General features: G+C 58.2%; 14 protein-coding genes and 2 tRNA genes. 1 reads left to right on the top strand and 15 read right to left on the bottom strand.

The annotated features are described in order from the left end of the window. The 9 genes from rimP to rlmE form a co-directional block, all read right to left on the bottom strand. Complete coding sequence (gene rimP / locus CAF63_RS13745) at positions 1–459, bottom strand: ribosome maturation factor RimP (RefSeq protein WP_039769696.1); 459 nt, start codon at positions 457–459, stop codon at positions 1–3. 138 nt (positions 460–597) lie between these two features. Further along, positions 598–674, bottom strand: a tRNA-Met gene (locus CAF63_RS13740). Between the two features lie 97 nt (positions 675–771). Beyond that, positions 772–857 (bottom strand) — tRNA-Leu (locus tag CAF63_RS13735). 22 nt (positions 858–879) lie between these two features. Next, positions 880–1,263, bottom strand: coding sequence for a preprotein translocase subunit SecG (gene secG, locus CAF63_RS13730; protein WP_011332406.1), 384 nt, complete (start codon positions 1,261–1,263; stop codon positions 880–882). Positions 1,264–1,267: 4 nt separating this feature from the next. Beyond that, complete coding sequence (gene tpiA / locus CAF63_RS13725; RefSeq protein WP_007953744.1) at positions 1,268–2,023, bottom strand: triose-phosphate isomerase; 756 nt, start codon at positions 2,021–2,023, stop codon at positions 1,268–1,270. 65 nt (positions 2,024–2,088) lie between these two features. Next, entirely contained in the window at positions 2,089–3,426 is a 1,338-nt protein-coding gene (gene glmM, locus CAF63_RS13720; protein WP_085685620.1) for a phosphoglucosamine mutase, read from the bottom strand. 16 nt (positions 3,427–3,442) lie between these two features. Beyond that, complete coding sequence (folP, locus tag CAF63_RS13715) at positions 3,443–4,294, bottom strand: dihydropteroate synthase (RefSeq protein ID WP_085685618.1); 852 nt, start codon at positions 4,292–4,294, stop codon at positions 3,443–3,445. A gap of 8 nt (positions 4,295–4,302) precedes the next feature. Further along, entirely contained in the window at positions 4,303–6,210 is a 1,908-nt protein-coding gene (gene ftsH / locus CAF63_RS13710; protein WP_011332403.1) for an ATP-dependent zinc metalloprotease FtsH, read from the bottom strand. A gap of 202 nt (positions 6,211–6,412) precedes the next feature. Then, on the bottom strand, positions 6,413–7,042 hold the full coding sequence (rlmE, locus tag CAF63_RS13705; RefSeq protein ID WP_085685616.1) for a 23S rRNA (uridine(2552)-2'-O)-methyltransferase RlmE: 630 nt from the start codon (positions 7,040–7,042) through the stop codon (positions 6,413–6,415). Positions 7,043–7,143: 101 nt separating this feature from the next. Here rlmE and yhbY point away from each other — a divergent pair, with 101 nt between their 5' ends. Continuing rightward, entirely contained in the window at positions 7,144–7,452 is a 309-nt protein-coding gene (gene yhbY / locus CAF63_RS13700; RefSeq protein WP_085685614.1) for a ribosome assembly RNA-binding protein YhbY, read from the top strand. An 11-nt stretch (positions 7,453–7,463) separates the two neighbouring features. On the opposite strand, the gene CAF63_RS13695 is transcribed toward yhbY, so the two are convergent. The 6 genes from CAF63_RS13695 to dnaJ form a co-directional block, all read right to left on the bottom strand. Then, positions 7,464–7,913, bottom strand: coding sequence for an MFS transporter (locus CAF63_RS13695; protein WP_085685612.1), 450 nt, complete (start codon positions 7,911–7,913; stop codon positions 7,464–7,466). Next, positions 7,891–8,367 carry a transcription elongation factor GreA gene (gene greA, locus CAF63_RS13690; protein ID WP_085685610.1) on the bottom strand — a complete coding sequence of 159 codons (477 nt, stop codon included), beginning with the start codon at positions 8,365–8,367 and terminating at the stop codon, positions 7,891–7,893. The genes CAF63_RS13695 and greA overlap by 23 nt, the downstream gene beginning before the upstream one ends. Next, positions 8,364–11,585, bottom strand: a complete 3,222-nt coding sequence (gene carB / locus CAF63_RS13685; RefSeq protein ID WP_085685608.1) for a carbamoyl-phosphate synthase large subunit — start codon at positions 11,583–11,585, stop codon at positions 8,364–8,366. Before carB ends, greA begins: the two co-directional genes overlap by 4 nt. A gap of 126 nt (positions 11,586–11,711) precedes the next feature. After that, complete coding sequence (gene carA / locus CAF63_RS13680) at positions 11,712–12,848, bottom strand: glutamine-hydrolyzing carbamoyl-phosphate synthase small subunit (RefSeq protein ID WP_085685606.1); 1,137 nt, start codon at positions 12,846–12,848, stop codon at positions 11,712–11,714. A 256-nt stretch (positions 12,849–13,104) separates the two neighbouring features. Further along, a complete protein-coding gene (dapB, locus tag CAF63_RS13675; RefSeq protein WP_085685604.1) occupies positions 13,105–13,911 on the bottom strand; it encodes a 4-hydroxy-tetrahydrodipicolinate reductase in 807 nt (268 codons plus the stop codon). 9 nt (positions 13,912–13,920) lie between these two features. Continuing rightward, positions 13,921–15,045, bottom strand: a complete 1,125-nt coding sequence (gene dnaJ, locus CAF63_RS13670; RefSeq protein ID WP_085685602.1) for a molecular chaperone DnaJ — start codon at positions 15,043–15,045, stop codon at positions 13,921–13,923. Between the last annotated feature and the right edge of the window lie 10 nt (positions 15,046–15,055).

The raw sequence follows: 15,055 nt of genomic DNA, 5'->3' as shown, positions 1-15,055 counted from the left end.
TCAGTCAAAACTGGGAATAATGTTGGCCTTGTCGATCATATCGATCGGCAACAGGAACTCATGGTCATCTACCTGCACCACGACATCCTGCTCTTCTACACCGCGCAGAAGGCCCTGAAAGTTGCGTCGACCTTCAAAAGGCGAGCGCAGCTTGATCTTCACTTGTTCACCGACATATTTGGCAAACTGCTCAAGAGTGAACAGTGGGCGTTCCATGCCTGGCGAGGAAACTTCAAGGGTGTATTCAACGGAGATTGGATCTTCAACATCCAGCACACCGCTGATCTGACGGCTGACGATGGCGCAATCGTCCACCAGTACGCCGCCTTCCTTATCGATATAAACGCGCAACATTGAGTGGCGACCTTGAGCCGAAAACTCAATACCCCAGCATTCATAGCCTAGGGCCACGACCACCGGGGCCAGCAAGGCCTGCAACTCTTCTAGCTTGCTCGACACCTGAACCCCCTCGTGCATGTATGTGCATGCTATGCAAAATAAAAAAATGGGCGAAACGCCCATCCTTGAAACGCCGTCGAACAGCGGCGTTGAAAGTGTCCAGCTAACAAAAAGCCCCTTAAAAGGGGCTCCTTAAACTGGTTGCGGGGGCCGGATTTGAACCGACGACCTTCGGGTTATGAGCCCGACGAGCTACCAGACTGCTCCACCCCGCGACAAAGCTGGGGCGGAAGTATACGACCGATCCCTTATAGGGTCAATGTAACCTTCCACCTGCAAGAAAGCCCGCAACAGCGGGCTCTCCTGACTAATTGGTACCGAGAAGGGGACTCGAACCCCTACACCCTATGGGCACAACCACCTCAAGGTTGCGTGTCTACCAATTCCACCACCTCGGCAATACTACGTTTGAAACCCTTCTTACTTCTGCTCTTGAGCTGGAGGTACGTCAGTCGCTGGAGTAGCCGACTTTTGCTCTTGAAGCACCGGGACATCATCAGAAGCCGGTTGTTGCTTTGGAACTTCCAACACTGCCGGGTTTGGCAAACCTGCCTGAGTCAGCTGATGAGCCTTCTCTTTAGCAAAGTACCCTAACCCCAAGCTGGTTATGAAGAAACCGGCGGCAAGTATAGCAGTAAACTTACTAAGAAAGGTAGAGGAACCTTGGCTTCCGAACACAGTATTTGAAGCACCTGCTCCGAAAGACGCGCCAGCGTCCGCACCTTTACCCTGCTGCAGCAAAACCAGAGCAACTACGCCCAATGCACCCAGCAGATGAAAAACGACTACGACTGTTTCCAGCATTTTTTCAGTTTCCCGCGGCACGACAAATCGCACCGAACTCATCTGCATTCAGGGAAGCTCCACCAATGAGCCCCCCATCGATATCCGGCATGCCGAACAGTTCGACCGCATTGGCCGCCTTCACGCTGCCGCCGTATAGAAGCCGCACACCTCGTGCCACTTCAGAATTCTCTGCCGCCAACTGCTCGCGAATGGCTTTATGCACATCCTGAGCCTGTTGCGGCGTTGCAGTCAGCCCTGTACCAATCGCCCAGACCGGCTCGTAAGCGATCACTGCGTTGGCAAAAGCACCGACACCCAGCTCCTCGATGATACTGCCCAGCTGACGCCCGACAACCTCAAGAGTTTTTCCGGCTTCACGCTGTTCCAGGGTCTCCCCTACGCACAACACCGGAATCAAGCCACATGCCTGTGCCGCTGCGAACTTGCGATTCAGCATTCCGTCTCGCTCGCCCATGATCTGGCGGCGTTCAGAGTGCCCGACAAGCACCAGGGAACAACCTGCATCCACCAACTGACTCGGCGCAATCTCGCCCGTCAACGCACCTTGCATGGATTCCACCGCAGAGTTCTGCGCACCGACCGAAATCGACTTGCCTTTCAAGCCATCAATCACTTGATTGATATACAAGCAAGGCGGGAATACCGCGACATCAACACCGCTTGGCAAGGCCAGATGACGAAGGCCGTTGATCAGCTCAGCGACGCTGGCGCGGGTACCGTGCATCTTCCAGTTACCAGCTACCATAGGGCGACGCATGCTGTACCTCGTCGGTCAAAGTGGGCGCAGATGTTACCCAACACAATCATGGCTGGCAAGCCGAATCAGGCAGAAACTTCAGTTACCAGTTTTGCCAGTTCTTCGGCATAGCCACGAACCTGGGTTTCGTCCTCGCCTTCGACCATCACACGCACCAGAGGCTCTGTTCCGGACTTGCGCAAAAGCACACGACCACGACCCGCCATCGCCTGGGTGACGCGCGCACTCGCCTCCTTGACAGCCGGGTGTTCCAGCGGGCTTTCGCCCCCACCGAAACGCACGTTGATCAGCACCTGTGGACACTTGCGCAACGCCTGGCGAGTTTGAGCGAGACCCTCGTTACGCGTCTTCAGCGCCATCAGCACCTGCAAAGCCGCGATGATTGCATCACCCGTAGTGGTGTGATTGAAACACACGACATGCCCCGAGTTCTCGCCACCGACCAGCCAGTTGCGCTCCAGCAGTTCTGCAATCACATACCGGTCGCCGACATTGGCGCGCACGAAGGGAATCCCCAGATCAGCGAGCGCGAGCTCAAGCCCAAGATTACTCATCAAGGTTCCGACCACTCCGCCCTGCAACTTGCCGCGCTCATGCAAATCGCGCGCAATGATGTAGAGCAGCTCGTCACCATCGACAATCGCACCGGTGTGATCGACCATCAGCACCCGGTCACCATCGCCATCGAAGGCGATACCCAGATCCGCATGCTCGGACAACACCGCCGCCTGCAATTGCCCCATGTGCGTGGAGCCACAATTGTCATTGATGTTCAGCCCGTTAGGCTGAGCCGACAAGACGACGACCTCGGCGCCCAACTCGCGAAAAACACTCGGCGCAACTTTATAGGTGGCACCGTGTGCGCAGTCGATGACAATCTTCAGGCCGGAAAAACTGGTGCCACTCGGCACAGAGCTTTTGCAGAACTCGATATAGCGACCGGACGCATCATTGATGCGCGACACCTTGCCGATCTTGCTCGACTCGACAACGGTCATCGGCGTATCGAGCAACTCTTCGATCATCAGTTCCAGCTCGTCGGGCAGCTTGGTGCCCTTGCCGGAGAAAAACTTGATGCCGTTATCGTCATGAGGATTGTGCGATGCACTGATCACGATTCCGGCCTCAGCCTGGAATGTACGAGACAAGTAGGCAATGGCAGGAGTCGGCATCGGGCCGAGCAGCATTACATCGGCGCCCGCAGATGTCAGGCCAGCCTCAAGGGCCGATTCAAACATGTAGCCGGAAATCCGCGTGTCCTTGCCGACCAGCACCTTGCAGGCACCCATCTTGCGAAAGGCCATACCGGCAGCCCAGCCGAGCTTGAGCATGAAGTCCGGAGTGATCGGGTATTCCCCGACACGACCACGAATGCCGTCAGTACCAAAGTATTTCTTGCTCATAAGTGCTCCATCATTCTTATTCGGCTGATTCCACGGCCGCGAGCATTCGCACCACGTCCACCGTTTCCGCCACATCATGGACGCGCAATATACGCGCACCTTTCACCGATGCCAGTGCAGCCAGTGCCAAGCCACCATATAGACGCTCACCCACAGGGCGATTCAATGCATGACCGATCATGCTTTTGCGCGAAACACCCACCAACAGTGGCCGTCCAAGCGCATGCAGGGCTTCCATATGCTTGAACAAGCTTAGATTGTGCTGCAGGGTTTTGGCGAAGCCGAAGCCCGGATCAAGAATGATTCGCTCGGCCGGAATTCCCGCCACTTCGCATTGAGCCATGCGTTCGGCAAGGAACTCGCCCACCTCTCGGGTGACATCTTGATAACGCGGATCATCCTGCATGTCGCCAGGCTCTCCGAGCATATGCATGAGACATACAGGCAACCCGGTGGCGGCAGCCGCATCCAGCGCGCCATCTCGCCGCAGCGAACGAACGTCGTTGATCAAGCCGGCACCCAACCGCGCGGTTTCACGCATGACTGCCGGAGTGGACGTATCGACCGATATGACCACATCCAGTTCGCGATTGATCAGTTCGACGACGGGAGCGACACGTTCCAGCTCCTCCAATGGAGAAACCGCCCGCGCTCCCGGCCGGGTCGACTCGCCGCCCACATCGATCAGCGTCGCACCCGCCGCAACCATCGCTTCAGCATGACGCAAAGCCGCATCGAGCTGGCTGTATCGGCCACCGTCGGAAAAAGAATCGGGAGTGACATTGAGAATGCCCATGACATGCGTCCGGGCCAAATCAAGAACCCGGTTGCCGCAAGGCAACCGGGTCAGGGACTGTACAGAAGTCATTTCAAACCTTAAACGTCGGCAGCCGGACCGCCAATCGGTGTTTCCGGACGCTCGCCCTGAATGACAGGCGGCGTGCCAGTGCCCGTACCACCCGACCAGTCGCGAGGCTCGCGTGGTGTACGACCAGCCATGATGTCGTCGATCTGCTCGGCATCAATCGTCTCATACTTCATCAGGGCATCTGCCATGGCGTCGAGCTTGTCACGGTTGTCCGTGAGGATTTGTTTGGCAGTGCCGTAGCACTGATCAATGATGCTGCGCACTTCGGAGTCGATCAGCTTGGCTGTCTCACCGGAGAAGCTGGCATTCTGACCGCCACCACCGCGACCGAGGAATACTTCACCCTCTTCTTCGGCATACATCAACGGACCGAGTTTTTCCGACAGGCCCCACTTGGTCACCATGTTCCGCGCAATCTGACTCGCACGCATGATGTCGTTGGAGGCACCAGTGGTCACACCGTCAAAGCCCAAAGTCATTTCTTCGGCAATACGGCCGCCGTACAGCGAGCAGATCTGACTGATCAACGCACGCTTGGACAGGCTGTAGCGATCTTCTTCCGGCAGGAACATGGTCACACCCAGCGCACGACCGCGCGGGATGATTGACACCTTGTAGACCGGATCATGCTCAGGCACGACGCGACCAACAATGGCGTGGCCTGCTTCGTGATAAGCGGTGTTCTGCTTTTCCTTCTCGGACATGACCATGGATTTGCGCTCGGCGCCCATCATGATCTTGTCTTTGGCCAGTTCGAATTCTTTCATTTCGACGATACGCTTGCCGGCACGGGCAGCGAACAGCGAAGCCTCGTTGACCAGATTCGCCAGATCGGCACCGGAGAAGCCCGGAGTACCACGTGCAATAACGGCCGGAGCGACATCGTCACCCATTGGCACTTTACGCATGTGAACCTTGAGGATCTGCTCGCGACCACGGATGTCCGGCAGGCCGACTACCACCTGACGGTCGAAACGGCCAGGACGCAGCAATGCGGGGTCGAGCACGTCTGGACGGTTGGTCGCAGCGATGACGATGATGCCGTCATTCATCTCGAAACCATCCATTTCAACCAGCAACTGGTTGAGAGTCTGTTCACGCTCGTCGTGACCGCCGCCCATGCCGGCGCCACGATGGCGACCAACGGCGTCAATCTCGTCAATGAAGATAATGCATGGAGCGTGCTTCTTGGCCTGTTCGAACATGTCGCGAACGCGGCTGGCACCGACACCGACGAACATTTCGACGAAGTCGGAACCGGAAATGGTGAAGAACGGCACTTTGGCTTCGCCGGCAATCGCCTTGGCCAGCAAGGTTTTACCGGTACCCGGAGGACCGACCATCAGCACGCCGCGAGGAATGCGGCCACCCAGGCGCTGGAACTTGCCCGGATCACGGAGGAACTCGACCAGTTCGCCCACTTCTTCCTTGGCTTCGTCGCAACCGGCAACGTCAGCCAGGGTAGTTTTCACCTGATCTTCGGACAGCAGACGCGCCTTGCTCTTGCCAAAGCTCATCGGCCCGCCCTTGCCGCCCGCGCCGCCCTGCATCTGGCGCATGAAGAACATGAACACCGCGATGATCACCAGGATCGGGAAGCTGGCCACCAGAAGCTGGGTCCAGATGCTTTGCTGCTCAGGCTGCTTGCCTTCAACCACAACGTGGTTGTCGACCAGATCGCCGATCAGACCATTGTCCTGAATTGCCGGACGAATGGTCTTGAAGCTGTCGCCGTCATTGCGCTTACCGGTAATGACATAGCCGTCAACAGCTACGCGCTCGACCTTGCCATCCTTAACCTGCTGGATGAAGTCGGAATAGTTGAGGGTCTGCGGCTCGTTAGGACTGGAGAAGTTGTTCATCACCGTCACCAGGACAGCCGCGATGATCAACCACAGGATCAGATTCTTTGCCATATCGTTCAATTAACTACCCTCTGAAGCAAGCTCCGCTACTGGCGCGCGCTTCGCATGATATTCACCGGCCTAACTTACTACATTACCTACAGCTCTGGCAGGCGCCGTCTGTAACCCTTTGTGAAACACTTTCTACACAATATTCGCTAATCGCGGCGAGGCGAAATACGAAAAACCTATCACCCCGCCCAAAAACCTCGTTTTACTCGCTACGACCGCGATAGCCCCAAGCCAGCATGTATTGCTCACGAGAGCTGCCACGAGAAGAGTCCGGCTTCATCATCTGGATCTTGTCGAACTTCTTGCGAGCGTCCTTCAGGTAAGTATCAAACCCTTCACCCTGAAAAATCTTGATCAGAAAATTACCACCCGGCTTGAGTATCCGCTCCGCCAGATCAAGCGCCAGCTCACAAAGAAACATGGCTTTGGGCATGTCCACTTCAGGCGTACCACTCATATTGGGGGCCATATCGGAAATCACAAGGTCTACCTGCGAATTACCCACAGCCTCGAGAATCTGCGCAAGCACTTCGTCCTGGGTGAAGTCACCCTGAATGAAGGTCACGTCCGGAATGCTGTCCATTTCCAGGATGTCCGAGGCGATCAGACGGCCCTGACCACCGATCAGCCGGCTGGTGACCTGCGACCAGCCACCAGGCGCCGCGCCGAGGTCGACGACGTTCATGCCCGGACGGATCAGTTTGTATTTCTCCTGGACTTCCAGAAGCTTGTAACTCGCACGCGAGCGATAACCATCCTTCTGCGCCTGCTTCACATAGGGATCGTTAACATGTCTTTTCAGCCAACCAAGGCTTGTCTTGGAACGCGCCATTGGGCACCTCGATGATTAGGGTCGTGATTAATTGGGCGGATCCACGAGCCCTCGGGTAAAATGGCCGCCATTTTACAGAATCCAGACGAAAGGGTCAGATTATGCCGCTCAATAACGAGCAGAAGAAACAGTACAAATCCATTGGTCACGACCTGAAACCGGTCCTGATGGTGGCAGGCAACGGCCTGACCGAAGGTGTTCTCGCCGAGCTGGAACGCGCACTGACCGATCATGAGCTGATCAAGGTGCAGGTCAAGGTCGAAGACCGCGATGATCGTCGCATGGTAATGGATGAACTGGCCAAGGCTGGCCGGGCCGAGCAAGTGCAGATCATCGGCAAGATGGTTCTGCTGTATCGCAAAAACCCACAGCCGAACAAGCAATTGTCGAACATCCACCGTTACAAATAACGGTGATCCGGTCAGCGGTGCGATTCACGCACCCTGACCGGCACGGACTGCGCTACCAGCACGATTCCGCTGATCCCCAGCACCACGAAACAGAACATCTGCCAGCGCTCGCCGACAGACATCCCGTAGCGCAGCGTGTAATAGCCAAAGCAGGCCGCCAGGCCGACCAACAGTATCTGACCACTGAACGCCCGCCACCATGCCGATATTCCGGCAACCCTCGCCAGCACCACCAACTGCGTCAACACCCCCAGCGCCGCAACACCGATCAGCCAGCGATCGATCTGCACAGAGATGTCTTCAACCAGCAAGGGTGCCAGCCCACTGACTTTCAGCGCCGGCACCAGGCCGACGTGAAACACCCAAAGGCCGCCGACCCAGAAAACCTGGGACAGCTGCCAAAGGATGGCCTCAATGGAGGGCGCCCGGAGTATCGCGTCAGATGTGTTTGACTTCGACAATCTCGTACTCGATATCGCCACCTGGCGTTTTCACAACGACCGTATCGCCCTCTTCCTTGGCGATCAAGGCGCGAGCGATTGGTGAGCCGACCGAAATCTTGCCGAGTTTGATGTCCGCCTCATCCTCACCCACGATCTGGTAAGTCACGCTTTCATCAGTCTCGACGTTGGCGATTTCGACGGTAGTGCCGAAAATCACTTTGCCGGTGTGCGGAATGGTCGTCACGTCGATGATCACCGCGTTCTGCAGGCGACCTTCGATATCACGGATCCGCGCCTCGACCATGCCTTGCTGTTCGCGCGCGGCATGGTATTCAGCGTTTTCTTTCAAGTCACCCAACTCGCGGGCCGTACCGATGTCCTGGCTGAGCTTCGGACGAACGACCTTGGTCAGGTGAGCATGCTCTTCTTCCAGGGCCTTGGAGCCCTGGACGGTCATTGGGTATTTATTCATGCCTTCAATCCTGCGTGTAGATCCTGCAAGCGGCGCACGGTCTTCTCGGGACCGAACTTCAGCGCTTCACAGATAGCTTCGCCAGCAGCAATGGTGGTGGTGCAGTAAATCTTGTGCTGCAAGGCGTTACGGCGAATGGAATAGGAATCGGCGATCGACTGGCGACCTTCGGTGGTATTGATGATCAGGGTGACTTCGTCATTCTTGATCATGTCGACCACGTGCGGACGACCCTCGGTCACCTTGTTCACGCGACGCACTTTCAGACCTGCGGCTTCGATCAGCTTGGCAGTGCCGGCAGTGGCGACGACTTCGAAGCCCAAGTTGATCAGATCACGGGCTACGCCTGCAACCAGCGGCTTGTCATCATCACGTACGCTGATGAATGCGGTACCGCCGGTCGGCAGCACTTCGCTGGCGCCCATCTGGGCTTTCGCAAAGGCTTCGCCGAAAGTGTCGCCGACACCCATCACTTCACCGGTGGACTTCATCTCCGGGCCGAGGATCGGGTCAACGCCAGGGAATTTGGCGAACGGGAACACCGCCTCTTTCACGCTGTAGAAGTTCGGGATGATTTCCTTGGTGAAGCCGATTTCCTTCAGGGTTTTACCGGCCATGACGCGGGCCGCGATCATCGCCAGGGAAACACCGATGCACTTCGACACGAACGGTACGGTACGGGAAGCACGCGGGTTGACTTCGATGACGTAGATGTCTTCGCCTTGCAGCGCCAACTGAACGTTCATCAGGCCGACCACGCCCAGCTCCAGGGCCATTTTCTTGACCTGTTCGCGCATCTCGTCCTGGATGTGCGCCGGCAGCGAGTACGGAGGCAGCGAGCACGCGGAGTCACCGGAGTGAACGCCCGCCTGTTCGATGTGCTGCATGATCGCGCCGATCACTACATCCTTGCCGTCGCAGACCGCATCCACGTCCATCTCGATGGCGCAGTTGAGGAAGTGGTCGAGCAGCACCGGGCTGTCGTTCGACACTTGCACCGCATCACGCAGGTAACGCTTGAGTTCTTCTTCCTTGTAGACGATTTCCATCGCCCGGCCGCCCAGTACATAGGACGGACGCACCACCAGCGGGTAACCGATCTTCGCGGCAGCGCGAACGGCTTCATCTTCGCTGCGCACGGTGGCGTTTGGCGGCTGGCGCAGATTCAGACGCTCAACCATTTGCTGGAAGCGCTCACGGTCTTCCGCACGGTCGATGGCGTCAGGGCTGGTGCCGATGATCGGCACACCGGCCGCTTCCAGGGCGCGAGCCAGTTTCAGAGGCGTCTGGCCACCGTACTGGACGATCACACCTTTCGGCTTCTCGACGCGGACGATTTCCAGCACGTCTTCCAGGGTCACTGGTTCGAAGTACAGACGGTCGGACGTGTCGTAGTCGGTCGATACGGTTTCCGGGTTGCAGTTGACCATGATGGTCTCGTAACCGTCTTTGCGCAGCGCCAGTGCCGCGTGTACGCAGCAGTAGTCAAACTCGATGCCTTGACCGATACGGTTAGGGCCGCCGCCGAGGATGATGATCTTGTCGCGACCGGACGGTGCAGCTTCGCACTCTTCCTCGTAGGTCGAGTACAGGTAGGCGGTGTCGGTAGCGAACTCGGCCGCGCAGGTGTCGACGCGCTTGTAGACCGGGAACACTTCCAGCTTGTGGCGGTGAGTGCGCAGGTTCTTCTCGGTGACGCCCAGCAGCTTGGCCAGACGCTGGTCGGAGAAACCTTTGCGCTTGAGCTTGAACATCAGGTCGCGATCGATAGCAGACAGACCAAGGGTCTTGACCTTCTCTTCATCCTTGATCAGATCTTCGATCTGTACCAGGAACCACGGATCGATCATGTTCATGCCGAAGATTTCTTCGACGGTCATGCCGGCGCGGAAGGCGTCCGCCACGTACCAGATACGCTCGGCGCCAGGCACGGTCAGTTCGCGCTTGAGCACACTCATGCTTTCCGGGTTGCTCAGGTCGACTTTCTCGTCCAGACCGCAAACACCCACTTCCAGACCGCGCAGGGCTTTCTGCAGGGATTCCTGGAAGGTACGGCCGATGGCCATGACTTCACCGACCGACTTCATCTGAGTGGTCAGGCGCGCGTCAGCGTTGGCGAACTTCTCGAAGGCGAAGCGCGGCAGCTTGGTCACGACGTAGTCGATGGACGGCTCGAAGGACGCCGGGGTACGACCGCCGGTGATGTCGTTCTGCAGTTCGTCGAGGGTGTAACCGACGGCCAGCTTGGCCGCGATCTTGGCGATCGGGAAGCCGGTGGCTTTCGAGGCCAGAGCCGACGAGCGGGATACGCGTGGGTTCATCTCGATCACGACCATACGGCCGGTGTCCGGGCAGATACCGAACTGAACGTTGGAACCGCCGGTCTCGACGCCGATCTCGCGCAGCACTGCCAGCGAGGCGTTACGCAGGATCTGGTATTCCTTGTCGGTCAGGGTCTGGGCCGGGGCAACCGTGATCGAGTCACCGGTGTGCACGCCCATCGGGTCGAAGTTTTCGATCGAGCAGACGATGATGCAGTTGTCCTTTTTGTCGCGGACAACTTCCATCTCATATTCTTTCCAGCCGATCAGCGATTCGTCGATCAGCAGCTCTTTGGTTGGCGACAGGTCCAGACCACGGGCGCAGATTTCTTCGAACTCTTCACGGTTGTAAGCGATACCGCCACCGGTTCCGCCCATGGTGAAGGACGGACGGATGATGCACGGGAAGCCCAGGCGCTCGAGGACGGCGTTGGCTTCTTCCATGCTGTGGGCGATACCGGAACGCGGGCATTCCAGGCCGATGGCTTTCATCGCCTTGTCGAAACGCGAACGGTCTTCAGCCTTGTCGATGGTGTCGGCGTTGGCGCCGATCATCTCTACGCCGAACTTCTCCAGAACGCCTTCGCGCTCCAGGTCCAGAGCGCAGTTCAGAGCAGTCTGGCCACCCATGGTTGGCAGCACGGCATCCGGGCGCTCTTTCTCGATGATTTTGGCAACGGTCTGCCACTTGATCGGCTCGATGTAGGTCGCGTCGGCCATGTCCGGGTCGGTCATGATGGTGGCCGGGTTGGAGTTCACCAGGATGACGCGGTAACCCTCTTCGCGCAGGGCCTTACAGGCCTGGGCGCCGGAGTAGTCGAATTCGCAGGCCTGGCCGATAACGATCGGGCCAGCGCCGAGAATCAGGATGCTTTTAATGTCTGTACGTTTTGGCATGGGTTTGTCACTCAAATCCGCAGGTCAGTCGGCAAGCCGTCTTGATCGATTTCTGAAGTCCCGAGGGGGCCGCCGGTTCCGGGGCCGCCCTCGAGGGGCTTCTCGCTACAGTCTCAAGGCGAGCGCCTAGCGTCGCTTGGCCATCTCGTTGATGAAGCGGTCAAACAGTGGGGCCACATCGTTCGGGCCCGGACTCGCTTCAGGGTGACCCTGGAAGCTGAACGCGCTCTTGTCGGTGCGCTCGATACCTTGCAGGGTGCCGTCGAACAGCGACTTGTGGATCGCGCGGACGTTGGCTGGCAGGGTCTCTTCGTCAACCGCGAAACCGTGGTTCTGGCTGGTGATCATCACGACGCCAGTGTCCAGATCCTGAACCGGGTGGTTGGCACCGTGGTGGCCGTGGCCCATTTTCAGGGTCTTGGCGCCGGAGGCCAGAGCCAGCAGCTGGTGGCCGAGGCAGATGCCGAAGACCGGAATTTCGGTTTCCAACACTTCCTTGATTGCCTTGATCGCGTAGTCGCAAGGCTCCGGATCACCAGGGCCGTTGGACAGGAACACGCCGTCCGGTTTCAGAGCCAGCACGTCGGCCGCCGGGGTTTGCGCCGGCACCACGGTCACACGGCAGCCGCGTTCGACCAGCATGCGCAGGATGTTGACCTTGACGCCGTAGTCGTAGGCAACCACGTGATAAGGCAGCTCGGAGGCTTCGATGGTCGCGTGGCTGTCGGTTTTCAAATCCCAGACAGTGGAGCGCCATTCGTATTGGGTCTTGGTGCTGACGACTTTCGCCAGGTCCATGCCCTTCAGGCCCGGGAAGCCTTGCGCCGCAGCGATGGCCGCTTCTTCGGAGATGTTGTCGCCAGCCATGATGCAGCCGTTCTGTGCGCCTTTTTCACGCAGGATGCGGGTCAGGCGGCGGGTGTCGATACCGGCGATTGCCACAACATTGTTGGATTTCAGGTAATCGGACAGGGACATCGTGTTACGCCAGTTGCTCGCTACCAGCGGCAGGTCACGGATGACCAGGCCAGCGGACCAGACGCGATCGGACTCGGCATCTTCCGGCGTGGTGCCGGTGTTGCCGATGTGCGGGTAAGTCAGGGTAACGATCTGTTGGGCGTAGGAAGGATCGGTAAGGATTTCCTGATAGCCGGTCATTGCGGTGTTGAACACCACCTCACCAACGGTCTGACCGTCGGCTCCAATGGCTTCGCCGCGAAAAATGCTGCCATCAGCAAGGGCGAGTATGGCTGGCTTAGTCAAGAAGACCTCCCGTAAATAACGCATGAAAGGGCAATCGCAGGTTGTAAAAAAGCGGAGTGACGTATGGACACGTCACCCCGCTTCTTCACTGAATTATTCTGCGCGCTTTTAGTGGACACACTAAAGCTGTAGCTTACAGAAAAAGGCTTTTTTGGTCTACCGCCAATGAGGCCGAAAGGCCGGAGAATGCGACAAGGCGTCGCTTGGCGGAGTAAAACCGGCACAAACAGGGCGTTTGCGCCGGCTTCAGAACATCTCAATGCAGGTAGAGCACGTCCTGCATGTCGTACAAACCAGGCTCACGAGCATCCAGCCACAACGCCGCACGTACCGCGCCCTTGGCGAACGTCATGCGACTTGAAGCCTTGTGCGTGATCTCCAGTCGCTCGCCCTCACAGGCAAACAGCACGGTGTGATCGCCCACCACATCACCACCACGAACAGTGGCGAAACCAATGGTTTCACGCTTACGGGCACCGGTGTGGCCTTCACGACCATAGACCGCGACTTTCTGCAGATCACGATCCAGCGCATTGGCAATCACCTCACCCATGCGCAGGGCCGTGCCCGACGGCGCATCGATCTTGTGCCGGTGATGAGCTTCGATGATTTCGATGTCCGCATCTTCCGCCAACACCCGCGCCGCCATGTCAAGCAGCTTCAGCGACAGGTTGACGCCGACACTGAAGTTGGCAGCGAAGACGATCGGAATATCCTTGCCCGCCTCGGCCAGCAGCTGCTTCTGCGCAGCGTCCAGCCCAGTCGTGCCGATCACCATCGCCTTGCCCGCCTTGCGGCAGAAGGCCAGATTTTTCAGCATCACTTCCGGCAGGGTGAAGTCGATCAAGACATCGAACTCTTCCGCCACCGATTCCAGATTCCCGGACAGCGGCACGCCGATTCGACCGAGCGAAGCCAGCTCACCGGCATCCACACCGATCAGCGTACTGCCAGGGCGGACAATCGCGGCCGTCAATCCGGTCAGTGGCGCGCGCTGCTGCACGGCCTCGACCAGAATCTTGCCCATGCGCCCGGCAGCGCCCATCACAGCTATACGTCGCATGCCGACTCCTTACAGATCGCCGAAGAAGCGTTTCACACCATCGAACCAACCAGTGGTTTTCGGCGAGTGACTGTTGTCATCCGCCAGGGAACTGCGGAACTCTTCCAGCAGTTCACGCTGACGACGATTCAGATTGACCGGCGTTTCGACTGCCACACGGCACATCAGATCGCCCGCACCACCGCCACGTACCGGCGCAACACCCTTGCCGCGTACGCGGAACTGCTTGCCGGTCTGAGTCCCTTCCGGAATCTTCAGTTTGACGCGACCGTCGAGGGTCGGAATTTCCAGCTCGCCGCCCAGGGCTGCATCGACGAAGCTGATCGGCACTTCGCAGAACAGGTGCTTGCCGTCACGCTGGAAGATGTCGTGTTCGCGGACGTTGATCACGACGTACAGGTCGCCGGTCGGACCACCCTGAGTACCCGCCTCGCCTTCGCCGGACAGACGGATGCGGTCACCAGTGTCGACACCGGCCGGCACTTTGACGGAGAGGGTTTTGTATTCTTCGACGCGACCGTCGCCGTGGCAGGAATCGCACGGGTCGGAAATGATCTTGCCCTGGCCATGACAGCGCGGGCAGGTCTGCTGTACCGAGAAGAAACCTTGCTGCATGCGCACCTGGCCGATGCCGCCGCAAGTCGGACAAGTCGACGGCGACGAACCTTTCTTGGCGCCCGAACCATCGCATGGCTTGCAGTTGACCAATGTCGGAACGCGGATATTCACAGTCGTGCCGCGCACCGCTTCTTCCAGGTTCAGCTCCAGGGTGTAGCGCAAATCGCTGCCACGCTGTGCGCCACCACGGGAACCGCCGCGACCGCCACCGAAGAAATCACTGAAGACATCACCGAAGATGTCGGAGAAGTTCTGACCGCCGAAGCCCGCACCACCGCCGCCCATGCTCGGGTCGACGCCGGCATGACCGTACTGGTCGTACGCTGCACGCTTGCTTGAATCGGAGAGCACTTCGTAGGCTTCGTTGGCCTCTTTGAACAGATCTTCCGACGCTTTGTCACCGGGATTACGGTCCGGGTGATGCTTCATTGCCAAACGGCGATAGGCCTTTTTCAGGTCTGCTTCGCTTGAGCTGCGCTCAACACCCAACACTTCGTAATAGTCACGCTTTGCCATAAGTTCTTCA

Source organism: Pseudomonas sp. B20(2017), assembly GCF_002113125.1.
GTDB lineage: Bacteria > Pseudomonadota > Gammaproteobacteria > Pseudomonadales > Pseudomonadaceae > Aquipseudomonas.
Note: the sequence above shows the minus strand (reverse complement) of the source record. Positions and strands in the feature narration are given on the sequence as shown.

What these genes read in the sequence shown, in the direction of transcription:
- secG (WP_011332406.1), bottom strand. Translation starts at nt 1,263, where the DNA reads ATGCTGGAAACAGTCGTAGTCGTTTTTCATCTGCTGGGTGCATTGGGC.
- tpiA (WP_007953744.1), bottom strand. Translation starts at nt 2,023, where the DNA reads ATGCGTCGCCCTATGGTAGCTGGTAACTGGAAGATGCACGGTACCCGC.
- glmM (WP_085685620.1), bottom strand. Translation starts at nt 3,426, where the DNA reads ATGAGCAAGAAATACTTTGGTACTGACGGCATTCGTGGTCGTGTCGGG.
- folP (WP_085685618.1), bottom strand. Translation starts at nt 4,294, where the DNA reads ATGACTTCTGTACAGTCCCTGACCCGGTTGCCTTGCGGCAACCGGGTT.
- ftsH (WP_011332403.1), bottom strand. Translation starts at nt 6,210, where the DNA reads ATGGCAAAGAATCTGATCCTGTGGTTGATCATCGCGGCTGTCCTGGTG.
- rlmE (WP_085685616.1), bottom strand. Translation starts at nt 7,042, where the DNA reads ATGGCGCGTTCCAAGACAAGCCTTGGTTGGCTGAAAAGACATGTTAAC.
- yhbY (WP_085685614.1), top strand. Translation starts at nt 7,144, where the DNA reads ATGCCGCTCAATAACGAGCAGAAGAAACAGTACAAATCCATTGGTCAC.
- greA (WP_085685610.1), bottom strand. Translation starts at nt 8,367, where the DNA reads ATGAATAAATACCCAATGACCGTCCAGGGCTCCAAGGCCCTGGAAGAA.
- carB (WP_085685608.1), bottom strand. Translation starts at nt 11,585, where the DNA reads ATGCCAAAACGTACAGACATTAAAAGCATCCTGATTCTCGGCGCTGGC.
- dapB (WP_085685604.1), bottom strand. Translation starts at nt 13,911, where the DNA reads ATGCGACGTATAGCTGTGATGGGCGCTGCCGGGCGCATGGGCAAGATT.
- dnaJ (WP_085685602.1), bottom strand. Translation starts at nt 15,045, where the DNA reads ATGGCAAAGCGTGACTATTACGAAGTGTTGGGTGTTGAGCGCAGCTCA.